At 68.5% G+C, this 17527-nt stretch carries 20 protein-coding genes and 1 tRNA gene; 10 read left to right on the top strand and 11 right to left on the bottom strand.

Annotated features, from left to right (window positions below):
- Nucleotides 1-31 precede the first annotated feature (31 nt).
- Nucleotides 32-1525: an amino acid permease gene (locus ACFVBH_RS11825; RefSeq protein WP_379001715.1), complete on the top strand. Its 1494-nt coding sequence runs from the start codon at nucleotides 32-34 to the stop codon at nucleotides 1523-1525.
- Here the strand turns inward: ACFVBH_RS11825 and ACFVBH_RS11830 are convergent.
- Genes ACFVBH_RS11830 through ACFVBH_RS11840 form a run of 3 tightly spaced genes read right to left on the bottom strand, consistent with a single transcriptional unit; the run spans nucleotide 1522 to nucleotide 3088 of the window.
- Nucleotides 1522-2400, bottom strand: a complete 879-nt coding sequence (locus tag ACFVBH_RS11830) for an alpha/beta fold hydrolase (RefSeq protein ID WP_379001298.1) — start codon at nucleotides 2398-2400, stop codon at nucleotides 1522-1524. The genes ACFVBH_RS11825 and ACFVBH_RS11830 overlap by 4 nt on opposite strands.
- 5 nt (nucleotides 2401-2405) lie before the next feature.
- Nucleotides 2406-2837, bottom strand: coding sequence for a type II toxin-antitoxin system VapC family toxin (locus ACFVBH_RS11835; protein ID WP_379001299.1), 432 nt, complete (start codon nucleotides 2835-2837; stop codon nucleotides 2406-2408).
- Complete coding sequence (locus ACFVBH_RS11840; RefSeq protein ID WP_379001300.1) at nucleotides 2837-3088, bottom strand: Arc family DNA-binding protein; 252 nt, start codon at nucleotides 3086-3088, stop codon at nucleotides 2837-2839. The genes ACFVBH_RS11835 and ACFVBH_RS11840 overlap by 1 nt, the downstream gene beginning before the upstream one ends.
- A 133-nt stretch (nucleotides 3089-3221) precedes the next feature.
- Here ACFVBH_RS11840 and ACFVBH_RS11845 point away from each other — a divergent pair, with 133 nt between their 5' ends.
- Both ACFVBH_RS11845 and ACFVBH_RS11850 read left to right on the top strand, forming a co-directional pair.
- A complete protein-coding gene (locus ACFVBH_RS11845) occupies nucleotides 3222-3887 on the top strand; it encodes a cyclase family protein (protein ID WP_379001301.1) in 666 nt (221 codons plus the stop codon).
- Between the two features lie 134 nt (nucleotides 3888-4021).
- Nucleotides 4022-4393 (top strand): hypothetical protein, encoded by a 372-nt coding sequence (locus tag ACFVBH_RS11850; protein WP_379001302.1) that lies wholly within the window; start codon nucleotides 4022-4024, stop codon nucleotides 4391-4393.
- 86 nt (nucleotides 4394-4479) lie between these two features.
- On the opposite strand, the gene ACFVBH_RS11855 is transcribed toward ACFVBH_RS11850, so the two are convergent.
- Nucleotides 4480-5703, bottom strand: coding sequence for an Ig-like domain-containing protein (locus tag ACFVBH_RS11855; protein ID WP_354989329.1), 1224 nt, complete (start codon nucleotides 5701-5703; stop codon nucleotides 4480-4482).
- A gap of 349 nt (nucleotides 5704-6052) precedes the next feature.
- Between ACFVBH_RS11855 and ACFVBH_RS11860 the strand changes: the two genes are divergently transcribed.
- A tRNA-Lys gene (locus tag ACFVBH_RS11860) sits at nucleotides 6053-6125 on the top strand.
- Nucleotides 6126-6343: 218 nt separating this feature from the next.
- On the opposite strand, the gene ACFVBH_RS11865 is transcribed toward ACFVBH_RS11860, so the two are convergent.
- Nucleotides 6344-7288 (bottom strand): SDR family oxidoreductase, encoded by a 945-nt coding sequence (locus ACFVBH_RS11865; RefSeq protein ID WP_379001303.1) that lies wholly within the window; start codon nucleotides 7286-7288, stop codon nucleotides 6344-6346.
- 175 nt (nucleotides 7289-7463) lie between these two features.
- On the opposite strand from ACFVBH_RS11865, the gene ACFVBH_RS11870 reads away from it, so the two are divergent.
- Nucleotides 7464-8159, top strand: a complete 696-nt coding sequence (locus tag ACFVBH_RS11870) for an APA family fibronectin-binding glycoprotein (RefSeq protein WP_379001304.1) — start codon at nucleotides 7464-7466, stop codon at nucleotides 8157-8159.
- Between the two features lie 108 nt (nucleotides 8160-8267).
- On the opposite strand, the gene ACFVBH_RS11875 is transcribed toward ACFVBH_RS11870, so the two are convergent.
- On the bottom strand, nucleotides 8268-9128 hold the full coding sequence (locus ACFVBH_RS11875) for a GNAT family N-acetyltransferase (RefSeq protein ID WP_379001305.1): 861 nt from the start codon (nucleotides 9126-9128) through the stop codon (nucleotides 8268-8270).
- 107 nt (nucleotides 9129-9235) lie between these two features.
- Here ACFVBH_RS11875 and ACFVBH_RS11880 point away from each other — a divergent pair, with 107 nt between their 5' ends.
- Both ACFVBH_RS11880 and ACFVBH_RS11885 read left to right on the top strand, forming a co-directional pair.
- Nucleotides 9236-9553 (top strand): hypothetical protein, encoded by a 318-nt coding sequence (locus ACFVBH_RS11880; protein WP_354989325.1) that lies wholly within the window; start codon nucleotides 9236-9238, stop codon nucleotides 9551-9553.
- 44 nt (nucleotides 9554-9597) lie between these two features.
- Complete coding sequence (locus ACFVBH_RS11885) at nucleotides 9598-10635, top strand: crotonase/enoyl-CoA hydratase family protein (RefSeq protein WP_354989324.1); 1038 nt, start codon at nucleotides 9598-9600, stop codon at nucleotides 10633-10635.
- Here the strand turns inward: ACFVBH_RS11885 and ACFVBH_RS11890 are convergent.
- Nucleotides 10632-11087, bottom strand: coding sequence for a MarR family winged helix-turn-helix transcriptional regulator (locus tag ACFVBH_RS11890; RefSeq protein WP_354989323.1), 456 nt, complete (start codon nucleotides 11085-11087; stop codon nucleotides 10632-10634). The genes ACFVBH_RS11885 and ACFVBH_RS11890 overlap by 4 nt on opposite strands.
- Before the next feature lie 370 nt (nucleotides 11088-11457).
- On the opposite strand from ACFVBH_RS11890, the gene ACFVBH_RS11895 reads away from it, so the two are divergent.
- Nucleotides 11458-11757, top strand: a complete 300-nt coding sequence (locus ACFVBH_RS11895) for an excalibur calcium-binding domain-containing protein (protein ID WP_354989322.1) — start codon at nucleotides 11458-11460, stop codon at nucleotides 11755-11757.
- Nucleotides 11758-11835: 78 nt separating this feature from the next.
- Here the strand turns inward: ACFVBH_RS11895 and ACFVBH_RS11900 are convergent, their stop codons facing one another.
- The gene (locus ACFVBH_RS11900) at nucleotides 11836-12057 is read right to left on the bottom strand and encodes a DUF3618 domain-containing protein (protein ID WP_354989321.1); all 222 of its coding nucleotides are present in this window, start codon (nucleotides 12055-12057) and stop codon (nucleotides 11836-11838) included.
- A 148-nt stretch (nucleotides 12058-12205) separates the two neighbouring features.
- Between ACFVBH_RS11900 and bcp the strand changes: the two genes are divergently transcribed.
- Nucleotides 12206-12679, top strand: coding sequence for a thioredoxin-dependent thiol peroxidase (bcp, locus tag ACFVBH_RS11905; protein WP_379001306.1), 474 nt, complete (start codon nucleotides 12206-12208; stop codon nucleotides 12677-12679).
- A 150-nt stretch (nucleotides 12680-12829) separates the two neighbouring features.
- On the opposite strand, the gene ACFVBH_RS11910 is transcribed toward bcp, so the two are convergent.
- Nucleotides 12830-14161, bottom strand: a complete 1332-nt coding sequence (locus ACFVBH_RS11910; protein WP_354989319.1) for a hypothetical protein — start codon at nucleotides 14159-14161, stop codon at nucleotides 12830-12832.
- Nucleotides 14162-14451: 290 nt separating this feature from the next.
- On the opposite strand from ACFVBH_RS11910, the gene ACFVBH_RS11915 reads away from it, so the two are divergent.
- The gene (locus ACFVBH_RS11915; RefSeq protein WP_379001718.1) at nucleotides 14452-15096 is read left to right on the top strand and encodes a TetR family transcriptional regulator; all 645 of its coding nucleotides are present in this window, start codon (nucleotides 14452-14454) and stop codon (nucleotides 15094-15096) included.
- Between the two features lie 25 nt (nucleotides 15097-15121).
- Here the strand turns inward: ACFVBH_RS11915 and ACFVBH_RS11920 are convergent, their stop codons facing one another.
- On the bottom strand, nucleotides 15122-15544 hold the full coding sequence (locus tag ACFVBH_RS11920; protein WP_354989317.1) for a holo-ACP synthase: 423 nt from the start codon (nucleotides 15542-15544) through the stop codon (nucleotides 15122-15124).
- A 64-nt stretch (nucleotides 15545-15608) separates the two neighbouring features.
- Nucleotides 15609-17432, bottom strand: a complete 1824-nt coding sequence (locus ACFVBH_RS11925) for a zinc ribbon domain-containing protein (protein ID WP_379001307.1) — start codon at nucleotides 17430-17432, stop codon at nucleotides 15609-15611.
- Between the last annotated feature and the right edge of the window lie 95 nt (nucleotides 17433-17527).

The raw sequence follows: 17527 nt of genomic DNA on the forward strand, positions 1-17527 counted from the left end.
GAGGAGACAGCACGTGGCGATCACCAGCGGCATGTTCCGCACGAAATCGGTCGAACAGTCGATCCGGGACACCGACGACCCGGATTCCAAGCTCCGCAAGGACCTGACGGCCCGCGACCTCACCATCTTCGGTGTGGCCGTGGTCATCGGCGCGGGCATCTTCACGCTCACCGCGCGGACGGCGGGCACGGTGGCCGGGCCCGCGGTCTCGCTGGCCTTCGTCTTCGCGGCGATCGCCTGCGGGCTGACGGCGCTGTGCTACGCCGAGTTCGCCTCGACGGTGCCGGTGGCGGGCAGCGCGTACACCTACGCGTACGCCACCTTCGGCGAGGTGATCGCCTGGATCATCGGCTGGGATCTCATCCTGGAATTCGCCCTGGCGGTGTCGGTGGTGGCCAAGGGGTGGTCGCAATACCTCGGCGAGTTGCTCGGTCATCAGGTGACGGTCGAGCTCGGATCGCTGCGGTTCGACTGGGGCGCGGTGGCGATCATCACGATCGTCGGCACGCTGCTGGCCACGGGAACCAAACTGTCGTCCCGGGTTTCGGCGGTGGCGGTCGCGATCAAACTGGGCGTCATCGCGCTGGTGCTGGTGGTCGGCGCGACCTATTTCAAGGCCTCGAATCTCTCGCCCTACATTCCGCCGCCGCAGCCGTCCGAGCATGCCGAAGGCGTGCGGCAGTCGCTGTTCGCCTGGCTCACCGGATCCGGCGGCACGGCGTTCGGCTGGTTCGGGCTGCTGTCCGCGGCGAGCCTGGTGTTCTTCGCCTTCGTCGGCTTCGACGTGGTGGCGACCACCGCCGAGGAGACGCGCAATCCGCAGCGTGACGTGCCGCGCGGGCTGTTCGGTTCACTGGCCATCGTGACCGTGCTCTACGTCGCGGTCTCGCTGATCCTGACCGGCATGGTGTCCTACACCGAGTTGCAGGGCGAGAATGCAACCCTGGCAACGGCTTTCGCGATCCACGGCGACACCTGGGTGAAGAACATCATCTCCATCGGCGCGATCGCGGGCCTGTCCACCGTCGTCATGGTCATGTACCTCGGGCAGACGCGCATCCTGTTCGCCATGTCCCGGGACGGGCTGCTCCCCCGCTCGCTGGCCCGCACCGGCGAACACGGCACCCCGGTCCGGCTGACCGTGCTGGTCGGCGTCGTCTGCGCGCTGCTGGCCGGCTTCGTGGACTTCGGCACGCTCGAGGAAATGGTGAACATCGGCACCCTGGTCGCCTTCGTCATGGTCGCGGTGGGCGTGCCGATCCTGCGCCGCACCCGCCCCGACCTGCCCCGCGGCTTCCGCGTCCCCCTGGTCCCCCTGATCCCGATCCTGGCCGCAGTCGCCTGCCTGTGGCTGATGCTCAACCTCTCGATCGAGACCTGGCTGCGGTTCGTGATCTGGATGGCGCTGGGCATGGTGGTCTACTTCGCCTACGGGCGCGGACATTCCATGTTGCGTAGGCAACCGGTCGGCCGCGCACCGGCCGAGAACGATCAGCCGGTCGCGGACGGTACGCCGGTGAGCTAGGGGGTCAGCGCCAGGATCTGCGGGACGATCGCGTCCCACTCGTCACGCGGGGGCATCTCGTGGCCGGTCCGGGCCAGGATGTGGAAGCGCGCGCCGGGAATGGCGGCGGCGAGGGCCTTCCCGTGCGCGAGCGGGAACAGCGGGTCCTCGTCGCCGTGCAGGACCAGGGTCGGGGCGGTGACGGTGGCCAGGCGATCGCGCCAGGCCGGGCCGGCGTCCATGAGGAACGGGTTGGTCAGCTGGGCGGCGATATTCGACGCGCGGGCCACGACGCGGGCGGCCTGGGCGCGGCGGGCGGCTTCGTCGAAGGGGCGGCTCGTCGCGGCGAACGGACGCTCGGAGGCGACGAGATAGTCGACCACCGCGGCCTGATCGGACCAGTCGGGCTCGGGCATCTCGCCACCGAAGAAGGCGGCCAGCTCGGGGGTCATGCCCGGCAGGTCGGTGGCTTCGTGCCCGGGCCCGCCGGGAGTTCCGGAGGAAAGCACCAGTGCCGCAACCCGTTCCGGATGCGCCAGCGCCACCAGCTGCGCCAGCGCCGAGCCACCCGACATCCCGTACAACGTCGCCCGCTCGAGGCCGTAGGCGTCCAGCACCGCGACCGTGTCCGCGATGACGTCGGCCAGCCCGTGCGGCGGCGCACCCACCTCGAAGGTGGAGGACCGGCCCGAATCCCGGGCGTCGTAGCGGATTACGAACCGTCCGCCGGCGACCAACCGCTCGATGAACTCCTCGTCCCACGCCAGCATGGAGTCCCCCGCCCCGTGCAGCAGCACGATGGCCGGGTTCCCCGCGTCCCCGAAAGCCTCCGTGCTCAACACGATTCCCGAGTTCTCGACGTTCCGCTCGACACCGACCACCGCACTGCCCTCCATCTCCGTTACGTGTGCCGCGAATCCTCCCAGGGGTCTACGACAGAAATCCCCGCCGCGACGAAGGGCGCGGTATCGCGGGTGGCGATGCTGAAGTCCGCGGCATCGGCGATGGCGGCGATCATGCCGTCCGCCGTCGCGATGGCGGAGCCCGTGGCCCGGGCGGCCGCCATAAGGCGCGCGTAGCGGCGGGTCGCGGCCAGATCGTAGGGCAGGATTCGCCCGGCGAACAGGGGAAGCAGGTGGTTCTCGAGTTGTTCGTGCAGCACTTCACGACGACGCCCATCCGGCAATACCGCAGCACCGTAACGCAATTCGCCGACCGTGACGGCGGTCAGGTAGAGCGTCTCGACGGCCTGGGCGTCGATCCAGGCGATGACGCGCGGGTCCGGAGCCTTACGCAGGGGTTCGCTGATGACATTGGTGTCCAGGATGATCACTACTCGAACTCCAGGGGCTCGGCCGGGGTGCGGTCCCGGTTGTCGAAGACCGCGTGTTCCGCATCGGTCAGCTCGACTTCCCGTCCGATATCGACCAGGAGTGAACCGAGCTTGATGCGGCCGGGAGGTAGCACGGCATCGGTGATGATCTGCCGCAGCTCGGCTTCGGCACTGCGTCCGTGCGCGGCCGCGCGCTGCTTGATGGCGCGATGCACTTCTTCGGATAGGTTCCGGACCACGACACTCTTCATCTGATATCAGCTCCTCGCATTTGCTATCAATGATAGCGATTCAGCCGCCTGATATCACCGGCAATCGGGCACTTTCGCCAGGTCGTGGGCGCGCCTGTTGCGGCACACCGGGAACGTTCGCGAGGCTGGCGGGGTGCGGCTCATTGATATGTCGGTTCCCCTGCGCAGTGGCATGCCCGTTTATCCCGGGGACCCGGAGGTGGTGATCGAGGCGGCGTTGACGGTGGCGGGGGCCGGGGTCAACGTGCTGGGGGTGCATATGGGGTCGCAGAGCGGGACCCATGTCGACGCGCCCCGGCATATCGACGACGGGCTGCCCGCCCTGGACGAGGTGCCGTTGGAACGGTTCGCGGGGGCGGCGGTGGTTATCGACGCGCGCGAGTTCGGGGCGCGGGCGGCCATCGGGGCGGAGGTGTTCGAAGGGCGGGTCGCGGCGGGGCAGATCGTGCTGATCTGTACCGGGTGGTCCCGGTTCTGGGGGACGGACGAGTATCTCGCGCATCCGTTTCTCAGCGTGCGGGCGGCGCGGTATCTGGTCGACGCCGGAATCCGGACCGTCGGGATCGACGCGCTCAGCGTGGACCCGACCCCCGCGCACGACATTCCCGCGCCCCTGGCGCTGTGCCGGGCACACGCGGTGATCGCGGAGAACCTCACGAACCTCGCGGAGGTGCTGGCGGCGCAGGAGGCCGGTGACACGGTCGAAGCGTCACTGTTTCCGCTGCATATCCCGGGTGCGGACGGCGCTCCGGTGCGCGCGGTGGCCCGGATTCACCCCGCGGCGAGGGTTCGGGCATAACGCTTCGCTGTGACGGATGTGGCACTGTATCGGAATTTGTGGCGCGGAACACTCGATCTTCGTAAACTGCTGGGCGACACACGGGCGGCGTCGGGGCCCCCGTTTACCAATGCTCGACCAGAGAGATCCACCACGTGAATCGTTCCGCCGTCTCCACATTGCTAGCCACCGCGGCCATCATGGTCGCGGCCCCCGCCGCCAGCGCGGATATCGTCCTCTCCGAGGTGCCGAACTCGGTCGCCGAAAAGAAGAAGAACGACGATCCCATGCAGACGATCGCCCCCGGTTCCGGCGGCTCGTCCGACGACATCAACACCGGCACCTCGGGTGGCCTGGCCACCACCGGTTCCACCGGCACCGGCTCGTTCGGCCTGCCCAACCTCGACAAGCTGCTCTTCGGCCCGTTCGACACGCTCTGCGCGGTCACCGGCAGTGCATGGACGGTGCTCGGCGAGACCAGCTTCGGCTGCGGCAGCCTCGACAAGAAGCCCGGCGACGGATTCTGACGCCGAACCCCCGACGGGTTCGCAACGCACCTCGAGCATGAGAAAGGGGCGCCGACTTCGGTCGGCGCCCCTTTCGTGTCTTCGGGTCAGCGGTTATCGTCGGCGTTGCCGGCCTTCCACTGCGCCCACGGGATGTTCCAGTCACCCAGGCCGTCCACGCCCGAGAGCGTCCCGCCCACGGTGTTCTTGACGATGGTGATGTCGCCGCGCTTGGCGTTGTCGTACACCCAGCGCGCGTTCTCCGGGCTCAGGTTCAGGCAGCCGTGGCTGGTGTTCGACGAACCCTGCGCCCCGACCGACCACGGCGCGGAGTGGAAGAAGATGCCGGAGTAGGAGATTCGGGTCGCCCAGTCCACCGGCGTCTTGTACCCGTCGGGTGAGTTGACCGCGACGCCGTAGGTCGAGGAATCCATGATGATCTTGTCGTGCCGGTCGGCGACGATGTAGATCCCGTTGTCGGTGGGCGTGCTGTTCTTGCCCATCGAGGTCGGCATGGTGCGCACGACCTGGCCGTTCTTCTCGACCGTCACCTGCTTGGTGTCGTCGTCGGCGGTGAAGACCGTGGCGTCGCCGATGGTGAAGCTGGAGTTGATGTCGGTGTCGCCCACCAGGCCGTTGCCCAGGTCGCGGCCGTACACCTGCACGGCCACATCGACCTTGGTGCCCGGGGCCCAGAAATGCTCGGGCCGCCAACGGACTTCGCGGTTGTTCACCCAGTAGAACGCGCCCTCGACCGCGGGGGTTGTCGTGATCTTGATGGCGGCCTGGGCGGCCTTGCGGTCCGGGATGTTCTCGTCGAACTGGATGGCGACCGGCTGGCCGATGCCGACCACTTCGTTCTCACCGGGCAGCAGGTAGGGGTGGGTGCGATTGTTCGGGGAGATGGTGGCGAAGCTCAGCGAGGTGCTGCTCGCACCGCCCAGGCCGATGGCTTCGACCTTGAGGGTGTAGGTGCGCGCGAAGCCCAGCTGTTCGGTCAGCTTCCAGGAGCGGCCGTCCGCGGCCATCTCACCGGCGACCGCGCGGCCCTCGGGGTTGGTCAGCGCGACCGAGCTGAGCTTGCCGTCCTCGACCTTGAGCACCAGCGGGTCGGCGGGCGAGAAGCCCTTCTGCCCATCCTTGACCGGCGCGATCAGCTTCGGCTTGACGAGTTCACTGATGGGGTTGGAATCGATTGCGACCGAAGAGGAATCGGATGTGCTCGACGAACAGCCCACCAGGGCGAGGGCGAGCACGGACAGCACCGCTGTCGAGCCCAGCCACGTCGAACGGCGCCGGCTCGACCGGAGCCGACCCTGACCAATACTCATTGCAACCCCACTTCACGTCTCGGTGCGCAGCTGGACACCGAGGATTCGGCCCCGACCACACGTGTTCGACCCACCACGCCCGCGGGGTTTCGGTCGAGATCACGCCTGCAAGTCATTCTGCCAGGCACCACCGACCTGACAAACGACAACGCGTCCCACCCCCTCGGGGTTCAACCGGTTCATCACCTGGAGGCCGCACTTCGTTAACACCGTTCGACGAGATCTTCGAACCACGCAAAAACCCCCAACAACCAGGCGATTTCATGTTTGGCGGCATCGCCTGTTAATGTTTCTACCGCACCGCAGAGAGGCCAACACCGAGAGGGAGAGGCCACGAAGCACAGGGCATGCGCCATTAGCTCAATTGGCAGAGCAGCTGACTCTTAATCAGCGGGTTCGGGGTTCAAGTCCCTGATGGCGCACTTCAGAAGGCCTCCGGCTACCAGCCGGGGGCCTTCTTCTTTTGTTGCCGAATCGATGCCGGCCCATTCCCCTCCCGGCGGGTCGCCAAGATACCCCCGATCCCGCCCGCCACCCCGAACGTGAGCAGAACCACACCCACTCGGTTTCCGAATCACCCACTCCGCCACCCCATCCCAAGCGAATCGCAGCCGCAGGGCACCGAATTTCCGGACGGGACCTATTCCGGGCCGAGGGTGGTGTGGGTCAGGGTCTCGGAGATCGTCCAGATCCGGGTGGCGTCGGCGGGGGCGCGGAGGCGGGTGTAGAGCTTTTGTTCGGCGGGTGGGCCGCCGAGGTGGCCCGGGCCGCTCGGGCCGTAGAACAGGCCGGGGCGGGCGGCGGGGGACGTCGCGGCGTAGAGGGCGGGGAGCTGGGCCGACTCGACCGTGCCGAGGAGGATGCCGCGGGCCGAGAGGAAGCGGATCACGCGGACGCCCAGGGTGTCCCGGGCGCGGCCGACCTCGGGGCGGGCCGCCAGGAGGTTGGTGGGTGCCACGCCGGGGTGGGAGAGATTGCTGGTGATGCCCCAGTCGCCGGCCTCGCTGCGGCGTTGGAGTTCCAGGGCGAACAGGCCCAGGGCGATCTTGGATTGGGAGTAGGCGTGCGAGCCGGTGTAGGAACGCTCCCAGTTCAGATCGTCCCAGTTGATGGCGTTGCTGTTCGCGGAGACGCTGATCTGCGAGGTCACCCGGGCCCGGCCCGCCCGCAGCAGGGGTAGCAGGTGCGACACCAGGGCGAAGTGGCCGAGGTGGTTGGTGCCGAATTGCAGTTCGAAACCGTCGGCCGTGGTCTGGCGTTCGGGCGGTGTCATCACGCCGGCGTTGTTGATCAGCAGGTGAATCGGCGAGCCCTCCGCACGCAGGGTCGCGCCGAGCGCGGCCACCGAGTCGAGCGAGGACAGGTCCAGCTCGCGCAGGGACACCCGCGCGTCCGGCGTCCGCTCCCGAATGCTCGCGAGCGCCGCCTCGCCCTTGCGCGGATTGCGCACCGGCAGCAGCACTTCCGCACCCGCGGCGGCCAGGCGGGCCGCGATCCCGAGGCCGATGCCGTCGCTCGCCCCGGTGACTACGGCGCGCCTGCCGGACAGATCGGGGACGTCGATGTCGATGACCTTGCCTGCCATGTGCACTCTCCCAATGGTGTCGCCGACTCCACGGAAACGCTGTCGCGTGACGCTACCCCCGGGCTCCGGTCCAGACCGGGAACCGCAGATTTCCGACATTTCGGGTGGCCCGATCGTGATCTCCCGGCGCGGCGAGCCGCCCTGTCCGGTTCGGCGTGATTGTTAGCGTCGCCGGGTGGACCCCAACCAGCAGTGGTCGCCGGAACCCACCGTGCCGCCCACGGACTCCGCCGCTCAGGCCACGGATTCCGGCGCGCCGACCGCGGACTCCACCGTCTCGCCGCGGGCCGCGCGCTGGATCGGGCTGGGATGCGTCGCCGCGCTGATCGCCGCGGTGGCCGCGCTGGGCGTGCTCGCGCTCGGGCAGTGGCGGGACACCCGGGACACCGGCGCGGCGGACCGGATCAGCAGCGCCGCCGCGGGCATGAGCTTCGTCTCCCCGGCGGGCTGGGAGGAGATCCCCCCGCAGGACGGCGAACTCGTCTTCGGTCAGTCCGCACTGCGCCGGACCGACGGCGCCGACGGCATGGTGCTGCTGGGCCGGTTGGACCAATCCCTGTTCGCCGCGGCCGAATCCGATGACGCCCGCGCGGCCTGCTCGCTCGGCGGCGGCATGGGCGAGTTCTTCTTTCCCGATTCCGGGCAGCGGATCGACGAGTCGAGCCACGACCTGACGGGCCGGGGCACCACCGGCAAATCCTGCTTCTACCGGGTCGATTTCGACGACTCCGGCGCCACGACCGCCGAGGTCTACACCGCGGTGGTCCGCTCGGGCGAGCAGCGCTGGTGGCTCACCTGGCTCAGCGACACCGACTCCCCCATCGACCAGGCCGCGGCCGCCCGGCTGGCCGAATCGATTCGGCCCCTGTAGCACCGGCCCTGCCGGCAGCAGAGTTCGAGGCCGTTCACTCGAGAGCTCGGCCCGGAAACGCCCGCCCGTCGGCCGAACCCGCAGACCCGGCTCGGAAAGCCCCTCACGTCAGCCCAGTTCGAGACTGGTCGCCCCGAACACCCGATCCTGCCGATGCGCCCGCACCGGCCCGGTGTACATGCGCGCGGTATCGAAACTCGGTGTCAGCCCGGCAGACTCGGCCAACTCCACGGCCGCCGCGTTGGTCAGCGGCACGTCGATCGCCAGCGGCCGGCCCGCGGCGAACTCGCCGAGCCCGGCGAGCAGCTGCCCGGCCGCCTCGGCCGAATCGGCGAACAGCGGCCCCACCCGCAGGGAATCCCGTGCGGGACGGACGGTTCCGAAGCCGGTCAGCACCCCGCCCTGCTCGCGGACAACGGTGTGATGACCGGGCTCGGCGAGCCAGGCGCCGAGAAAACGCGGCCGGTCGGCGGGCATGCAGCCGGAGTCGTAGCGGTGCAGGGCGGCGGTGTCGGCGGCCGTGGCCGGGCGCACCGTGCCGTCGGCGCCGGGCAGGCGCGGTACGCCGACGAATCGCGCGCTGCGATAGGCGAGTTCGAAGCCGCTGCGGCGATAGTCCCCCTGCCGGTCCGGCACGCCGTCGAGCCCGATGGTGCGCGATCCGGCGTGCGCGATACCGGCCTTCCAGGTCGCCAGCCCCAGCCCGGTCCCCCGCCAGCGCGGGCGCACCAGATAGAACCCCAGGAAGGCGTAGTCGGTGCCGTAGTTGACCACCGACACCGCCGACACCGGCTCGCCGTCGATGCGGCCCAGGAAGAAGCCCTCGGGATCCTGGGCGAAGAAGGCGGTGATGTCGCGTTCGCCCGGATTCCAGCCCTCATCCGCCGCCCATTCGCGGACCACGGCCCAATCCGCGGCGGTCGCCGTCCCGATGGTCAGTACGTCAGCGGCACCCGTCGCATCCGGCATCCTCCAACGGTAACCGCGGACCGGGCGCCCGCGGCCGGAGTTGCCGCAGATCGGTGTCACCCCGCTGGACTAGGCTTGCCCCCGATCCCCAACCCTGTGAGCAGCCCATGAACGACTTCGCCCATTCCGATTCCGCGTCGAGCAGCCGTATGGACAAGGCCCGGCGTCTGGCGGCCTACACCTGGCACCGCGACATCTCCGGAGCGGAACTGCTCGCCATGCCCATGCCCGAACGCCGCAAACTAGCGCGCGCGGCCGAGGCGAATCCGCCGAGTACCGACGAGACCTGGCAGGTGGTGGCCCGCCTGCTCACCGAGAAGGATTCCTGGGCGGCCCGCAATCCCGGGCATCCGGCGGCTCGCCGGGAACAGGCCGACGAGAAGATTCTCTGGGTGAAACCGCCCGTCACACCGTGGCTCAGCTAGCCGCACCCTTGACAGCAAGAAATGAACGGGGGTTCACTGCTTGAGTGTCACCCGACTTCGAGAACCACGCGGGAACCCGCCCCGCCGCCTGGCGCGATGAGCTGACCGGCGGCGACGCCTCGCTCTTCGCCGATCGCCCCGAACCCGGCGGCGAATTCGCCGGCCGCACCCTCACCTACGAGGTGACCGGCCGCATCGCCCGCATCACCTTCAACCGGCCCGAACGCGGCAACGCCATCACCGCGGACACCCCGATCGAACTGGCGACCGCCGTCGAACGCGCCGATCTCGATCCGCGCGTGCACGTCATCGTGGTGAGCGGGCGCGGCAAGGGCTTCTGCGGCGGCTACGACCTGTCGATCTTCGCCGAGAACGGCATGGAACCCGCACCGGGCGCGCAGCCCACCGAGGGCACCGTCCTGGACCCGGTGGTCCAGGCCCGCAATCACAATCCGTGGGGCACTTGGGATCCCATGGTGGACTACGCCATGATGTCGCGCTTCAACCGCGGCTTCGCCAGCCTGCTGCACGCGAACAAGCCGACCGTGGCCAAGGTGCACGGGTTCGCCATCGCCGGCGGCACCGACATCGCGCTGTACGCCGATCAGATCATCTGCGCCGCGGATGCCCGGTTCGGCTATCCGCCCACCCGGACCTGGGGCATTCCGGCCGCGGGCATGTGGGCGCACCGGGTCGGTGATCAGCGCGCCAAACGCCTGCTGTTCACCGGCGACAGCCTCAGCGGCGCGCAGGCCGCGGAGTGGGGCCTGGCCATCGAGGCCCCCGCCCCGGACGAGCTCGACGAGCGCACCGAGGATCTGCTGCACCGCATCTCACAGGTGCCGATCAATCAGCTGATCATGGCGAAGCTGGCGCTCAACAGCGCGCTGCTGAATCAGGGCGTGCTCAACTCCGGCATGATCAGCACCGTGTTCGACGGGATCTCCCGGCACACCAGGGAGGGCTACGCCTTCCAATTGCGCTCGGCCACCGCCGGTTTCCGCGAGGCCGTCCGCGAGCGCGACGAGCCGTTCGGCGACTGGAAGCGCGCGCAGTTCGACCGCCCGCGGGACGAGAGCTAGCCCAGGTCGGTACGCTCGGCCTCGGCGACCACCCGGTCCGCGAGCGAGCGCAGCGCGGCGGCCTCGCCCGCGTCCAGCCCGTCGATGAACAGCCGCCGCACCAATTCCACATGATTGGGCGCGGCGGCCTCGAGCGCCCGGCGCCCGGCCTCGGTCAGGCGCACCTCGCGCCCGCGGGCGTCGTCGACCGCCTGACAGCGATCGATGAGCCCGCGCGCGGCCATGCGGGACAGATGCTTGGAGAGCCTGCTCTTGTCCCAGCAGATCTCCGCGCCCAGATCCTTGGCGCGCAGCTGCCCGCTCGCGGCGGACAACGCCACGAGCACCTCGTAGTCGGAGGTGGACAGGCCGTCGCGGGTCAGCCCGGCGGCGATCGCGGCATCCATGCGCTGCCGCAGCCGGATATAGGATTGCCAGGTTGCCTGTTCTTCGTCGCTCAGCCAGCGGACCATGCTTTTCATCCTATCCCGCACTAGTTGACATGGACACTAAAGTCGGTGTATCGGCGCGCACACACCCGCGGCGCCGAACGTGTCGTAAAGTACGGGCAATTCGTCCGAGACGCGCGGCCGGAGATCATTACCCGCAGTAGCGATTTCCGGAGCGAACGGACGGGACCCCTTCCCGCGGAACACCTTCGCGGGGGCGTCGGTCCGTAGCTTTTACCTGGATGAATAGCTCATCCGGTTGACAATGCAACGGTCCGCAGAAACAGTAGACGCCGGACCCGTACCGGCCACCGTGCCGCAACCCTGCGGCAGCGGTGGCAATCCGCGCCGAATCGGGCCTATACCAACCTATTGCGCCGACATTGAGGAATACATGAACGTTCGCCGGCTTCTCGTCACCGCCAGCGTCGCGGGACTGACGACCTTCGCAGCCCAGGGGGTTGCCTTCGCCGATGTGCCCACGGGTTCCTCCGGCACCGGGTCGTCCACCATCGATACCGGCTCGGGCGCCACCGGTTCGGCCAATCTGGCCCAGACCGGTTCCGCCGGAGGCTCGTACAAGAACTGCGACGAGGCCCGCCACGCCGGCCACGCCCCGCTCTTCCGCGGCGAGCCCGGCTACGGACCGCACCTGGACCCGGACGGCGACGGATTCGCCTGCCCGACGGTCTGATCGAGCTCGGACAACGAGAAACCCCCGGTGCCGTCGGCATCGGGGGTTTCTCTTGCGTCCGGTTTCGCTACACCGGGCTCAGCGGAAGATCTTGACCAGCACCAGCGTCACGACCAGCGCACCCGCGCCGATGAGGCTGTACTTGATCTTGGGCTCGTTCACCTTCGCGATCAGCGCGTGCTTGGTGTTGTCGGCCAACCGCTGCGGATCGGCCCGCACCGCGAGTTCGTCGAGGGTGTTCGCGAGCCGGCTCCGCGCGGCCTCGATCTCCCGCTCGATCGCCTCGGTATCTCTCGCCACGTCACACTCCTGTCTGAAAGCCGCGCTCAGCGGCACTGTCGTCTCGAGGCCCCGCGCGCTGCCGGACTGCGGCTGCGCGCCCGCTTACGAGCGGTGCTGTGGAGTGTATCGCTCACACCGCGTCGCGCCCGTCTACTACGGTTGCGGCATGACCGAGAACCACCGACTCAGTCCCGGCGACACCGCGCCCGCCTTCACACTTCCCGATGCCGACGGCAAGGAGGTGTCCCTGGCCGACTACCGCGGCCGCAAGGTGATCGTCTACTTCTACCCGGCCGCCAGCACGCCCGGCTGCACCAAGCAGGCCTGCGATTTCCGCGACAGCCTCGCCGAACTGAACGGCGCCGGGCTCGAGGTCATCGGGATCTCGCCCGACAAGCCCGCCAAGCTGGCCAAGTTCCGCGACAACGAGGAACTGACCTTCCCCCTGCTGTCGGACCCGGACAAAGAGGTGCTGCAGGCCTACGGCGCCTTCGGCGAGAAGACCATGTACGGCAAGACCGTCACCGGAGTCATCCGCTCCACGTTCCTGATCGACGCGGACGGCAAGATCGAGGTCGCGCAGTACAACGTGCGCGCCACCGGCCACGTGGCCAAGCTGCGGCGCGAACTGTCCGTCTGACACCCGGAGAACAGAGAAGTCCCGGCCCCCACCGGGCCGGGACTACTCGAACTCGGTGCAGCCCCCGCACGCGCCGAGAGTCCGGTTCCCGCGCAACGGGTTCCGCCGCGAACGGCCCGCGTCGCGAACGCGGGCCGCGCTGTCAGTGCCTCAGACGCGGGGCATGGTCTGGGCGGCCCACTGCAGCATCATGCGCCAGTGCCCGTCCCACCAGTTCGCGAACTCGGCGGTGCCCACCGGCGGCGGCGCGATCTCGCCCGCGAACAGGCCGCCCTCGGTGGGCGACCCGACCGGATGCGTCGGCGCGGGAATGATGGAGTCGAAATTGGCGCCGGTCTCGGGCTCGGGCTGCGACTTCACCAGCGGGCGCGACGGGCGGGCATCCGCGGGGGATTCCAGCGCCCCGCCCAGGTTCAGGGTGGCCGGATCGATGACGATGATCTCCGGATCCGGTTCCGGGGCAGGCTCTTCCAGCATCGGCATCGGCGCCTGCGCCTCGGTGGGCGCGAACGCGCCCTCGGGCAGCGCGTCCGTGGGCAGGGCGTCCGTGGGCAGGGCGTCCGCGAACTCGCCCGCCGAACCGGTGTCCACCGGGGCGGTTTCGACCGGGGCGGTGGTGTGGTGATCGACCGGTTGCGCGTCGGTGGTGACCCGGGCATCGGCCAGCATGGGTTCGGGCACGGTCTTGGAACCGCTGCTCGCGGAGTAGACGCCGCCCACGACCAGACCGCCGGCCAGCACGCTCGCGGCCGCGAAGAGCGCGGCGGTGCCCCGGGCCCGGCGGATCCGCTCGGCGGCCTCACCGGCGTATTCGACCTCGGGCAGCGCGGACAGCGCCGCGCCGATGGCGGGGGCCGCGGTGGCGACCGAGCACGGAATCACGGGTGCGCCGAAGCCGGCCTCCAGCGCGCCGACGACCGCGGGACCGCTTGCGGCGGAACCGATCAGCACCACCGCGTCCGGCTTGACCCCGGCCGCGTCGAACTGATCCCAGGCCGCGGTGACCGCGGCGCGCATGGCCTCCTCGGTGGTGCCGCCGCCGTTCAGCGTGACCGAGGCGCGCACGCGGCTGCGCTCGGGATCGATGAGGGAGAAGGTCTGCGCGCCGGGCACGACCTCGCAGATGGCGAGATCCTCGAACTCGTCCACCCAGGTCATGGCGCGGGCCACCGCGAGGTGCGCGGCCTTGGCCGACACCATCGAGGCCTCGTGCCACGGGCCGGCGGCCAGCTTGGTGACGATGGCGCGGCGCTCGGCGGCGTCGTGGTACGCCACCGCCGCGCCGACGATCTCGCGATCGGGGCCCAACTTGCCCGCGAGCTCTTCGAGCACCAGCTCGACGGCGGCGGCCAGATCGGCCTTGGTATCGCCGGGGATCTTCTCCACCCGCTCCAGCACGACGCGCTCCGGCAACTTGTCACCGGTGTCGGCGAGAGCCACGGCACGGACGGTGCCGCGTTCGGTGGCGACACCTATGGTCACCGCGGAACGAACTACTGAGGTGGGAACCACAGATCAGCCTTCCAAGGTCGCTAAGTTCTGGTCATTACCCTCTTGTCGAGACTGCCGGGAAGCAGCTGCGATGAAGGTTCGTCGCCATTCCCGGGTGCGGATGGGTAAAAAACGGGGCGACATAGGGACACACGAACTACCGCAGCGTGTCATCGGAGTGTCGCTACCTCTAGGCTGTGGACGTGGATGCGCGTACGGGAACCAGGTCGACTCGACGACCGGACCCTGCGTTGGAGTTGCAGGACGACCCGCAGGAACTCATGCCGCGTCGCCGTCCGACGCAGGAACGGAGCAAGCGCAAGTTCGACGCCCTGCTGCAGTCCTCGCGTGAACTGCTGGTCGAGGTCGGCTTCGAATCGTTCACCTGTGAAGAGGTCGCCGCGCGCGCGGAAGTGCCGATCGGCACCCTCTATCAGTTCTTCGCCAACAAGTACGTGATCGTCTGCGAACTCAATCGCCAAGACCTGGTGGCGGTTTCACAGGAGCTGGCCGACTTCCACGGCGAGATCCCGTCGATGGACTGGCTGCGGCACATGAACGCGCTGGTGGACCATCTGGCCGACCTGTGGATGACGGACCCCTCGCGCCGCGAGGTGTGGCTCGCGATGCAGTCCACGCCCTCCACGCGCGCTACCGGCGCGATTCACGAGAAGGAATTCGCCGAGGCGGTCGCGCAGATGCTGCGCCAGCTCATGCCGCGCACGCCGCGGGTGCGCCGTTCCATGATGGCGCAGGTGCTGGTGCACGTCGTGTACTCGATGCTGAATTTCTCGGTGCAGGACGGCCTGGCGCACGAGGACGCCGTGGCCGAACTCAAGCGACTGATGGTCGCGTATCTGCTTATCGCGGAGAAGGAATCGCGCACCGGGGGGCAGCGCAGTTCCCTCGAACCCGAGGCGAATTGAGTTGTCCCGAGGCGAGCCGAGTCGTTCAGCCCTGGAGCAGGTCCGCTAGCTCACCCGGATCTTCCAGCACCACCATGGCCGCCGCGGTGTCCCCGTCGTGGGTCAGCGACAGGTGCACGCGCACCCGCGGCAGGAATTCCGCCGCCAGCCCGTGCAATTTGATGCTGGGCCGGCCCCAGGCGTCGTTGACGACCTCGATGAGCGGATACGGGTTGTCGCCGATCTGCGGGCTGCGCGCGAAACGTGATGAGGCCCAGGCCTTGATCACCGCTTCCTTGGCTGCCCAGCGGGCGGCGTAACTGCGTGCTGGATCGGTGCCCTTGCTTTGGCAGTAGCGCCGTTCTCCAGCGGTGAAACTCTCCCGGATCATGGTGGTTCCGGTGCGTTCCAGTTGTTCGGCGAATTCGGAGATGCAAACCAAATCCAGCCCGATACCAAGGATTGTCACTTGTGGGGACTCCTCGATTCCTTCTTGTGTGCGATCGAATGGGCGCAACATACCAGCGGAGCGTCTACATAGCTCTCATACCAACCGCCGGAGATGCAGCGGTCGGCCGAGAATTACGTGTGTCACGGCTACCCACAGCGCATTGCGGCACTGCCGGTTCGACCATGTCCCACACCGACGCTTGGGGTGCGGGAAAGTTCCGTCGAAGATTCACCCCCTCAGGCGTGACCGGCGAGGACGAGCTACGACGCACCCGACGGTGCCGCGGGCGAGGCGGCGTCGGTCCGTTCTTCGCACGGCACCGGCGAACCGGAACGGAGACGCGGCTCGCCGAAATCACCACCCTGCCGCCGCGTCGAGTAGCAAGCGGCTTCGCCGACAACGCGCGCTTGGCCACGTTGACCCCGGCCATATGGTCTCGATTCCCACCGAGTCGGCAGCGCTCACACCATGCGGAGTGATAACCATCCGGACGCGACAGGAGCTCATCGCAGTTCGGGCACAGCGCGGATGTCCCCGATGCAGGTACCGATACGACCGTGATCCCCGCTCCGGCGGCGGTGTGCGCGAGAGCGGCAACCGCCTGCCCGCGAGCGGACTGCGCCGCGCGATCGTTGTTCCGGCGACCTCGCCCACGGGGCTCGAAGGTGGCCAGATCCTCCACCCCGATCAAACGCGCTCCCGCGGTGACGGAGTAGTCGGTGATCTGACGTGCGAAGTGGAAGGCCAATTCCCTATTTATCCGCCTCCGCTTGGCCCCCACAGCGATCCGCTGTTCCGTGAGCACCGCGATCTTCGCCTCGAGTATCGCCGCCACCTCCGGGTCGGCTCGGCGAGCCAACTGCGAGAGCCGTACTGACTTGCGCTGTAGACGTTGACCTTCCGTTTGCAGTCGTGCCAACTTCACCCCCAGCCCACGATCATCGTAGGTCCACCCGCGAAAATCCGAGAACAACCCGTCGCGGTCCCGGCGGACGACGGCGGCCGCGCCGAGTGTGGACGGCGACCAATCGACTCCGACCGCTGTCGTTGCCGTCGTGGGTTCGCGGGCAGGGACCATTTCCGTTGCCGCGCAGCGCCACAGCACGCCCCGGCGATCGACGATCAGGGTTGGCAGGTGCCAGTCCCGCACCACTCGGCCTCGCAGATGGGCCGGCAGGACGGCGGTCAAACGGACGCGTCTCCACTGCGTACGCCCCGTCGGTGCCCAGCAGAGCGGAAGCTGCACCGTCAATTGCAGTGTGCCATCGACCACGACGAGGTGAGCGAACTGGCGATCTGCTGCGGACAACTGAGCCATAGCGGCCATTCCAGGCGCACTTTGCATGTCGGTGATCCGCAGTGGTCTCGAGAACGCGCGGTGGCCGGCCTCCGCATGCGCGACGATCTGCCGGAGCGCTCCCCGTGCGAAACCCGGCCGCATCGCGGTATCCGATCCGGCCGTGAGCGCCGAACAACGCGGCTCTGGGTCGAATCGGGCCGAATGTGCCGAAACCATGGCATCGCGGTAGGCCATGGTCCGCAATGTGGCCACCGTCTGCGTGGCCACCACCCGGGTCACCCTCGACGGCACGTAGACCCCGTCCGGGTAGACCGGCGTCCAGCCCAGTCTCGCCGCCGCGACGTGACCATGGGCAGGCAACTTTCGACCTTGCCGGTCGCGACCTGTGGCGAGTATGTCGAAAGTCGCAGGCTGCCAGAGCCGTGCGAGCAAGTCCGATCCCGCCACTGTCACCAGGGCGAGAAGCCAGCCGATTCGGGATTCGATTTCGTCAAGTCCGATCGACTCTCCGGTCGCATCGTCCACGGCCGTGACGGGACGGGTCGTGAAAGAGAATTGCCGTGCCGAGGCGGGTCCATCCGTATCGGTTGCCTCGGGGTAATTCACCGGACCCACTTCTCTTGATCCTCGAACGATTCGGAGTGTGCCCGCGAGATGCCCCGGGCCGCAGCAACCATCAACTCATGACCGCGGAGCCTACG

Origin of the sequence: Nocardia sp. NPDC057668, from assembly GCF_042799795.1 — a bacterium.
Taxonomy (GTDB): Bacteria; Actinomycetota; Actinomycetes; order Mycobacteriales; family Mycobacteriaceae; genus Nocardia.

Coding starts and splice junctions, on each gene's coding strand:
- ACFVBH_RS11855 (WP_354989329.1), bottom strand. CDS start 5,703: ATGAGTATTGGTCAGGGTCGGCTCCGGTCGAGCCGGCGCCGTTCGACG.
- ACFVBH_RS11825 (WP_379001715.1), top strand. CDS start 32: ATGTTCCGCACGAAATCGGTCGAACAGTCGATCCGGGACACCGACGAC.
- ACFVBH_RS11865 (WP_379001303.1), bottom strand. CDS start 7,288: ATGGCAGGCAAGGTCATCGACATCGACGTCCCCGATCTGTCCGGCAGG.
- ACFVBH_RS11875 (WP_379001305.1), bottom strand. CDS start 9,128: ATGCCGGATGCGACGGGTGCCGCTGACGTACTGACCATCGGGACGGCG.
- ACFVBH_RS11890 (WP_354989323.1), bottom strand. CDS start 11,087: ATGGTCCGCTGGCTGAGCGACGAAGAACAGGCAACCTGGCAATCCTAT.
- bcp (WP_379001306.1), top strand. CDS start 12,206: ATGACCGAGAACCACCGACTCAGTCCCGGCGACACCGCGCCCGCCTTC.
- ACFVBH_RS11915 (WP_379001718.1), top strand. CDS start 14,452: ATGCCGCGTCGCCGTCCGACGCAGGAACGGAGCAAGCGCAAGTTCGAC.
- ACFVBH_RS11880 (WP_354989325.1), top strand. CDS start 9,236: ATGAACGACTTCGCCCATTCCGATTCCGCGTCGAGCAGCCGTATGGAC.
- ACFVBH_RS11895 (WP_354989322.1), top strand. CDS start 11,458: ATGAACGTTCGCCGGCTTCTCGTCACCGCCAGCGTCGCGGGACTGACG.
- ACFVBH_RS11840 (WP_379001300.1), bottom strand. CDS start 3,088: ATGAAGAGTGTCGTGGTCCGGAACCTATCCGAAGAAGTGCATCGCGCC.
- ACFVBH_RS11830 (WP_379001298.1), bottom strand. CDS start 2,400: ATGGAGGGCAGTGCGGTGGTCGGTGTCGAGCGGAACGTCGAGAACTCG.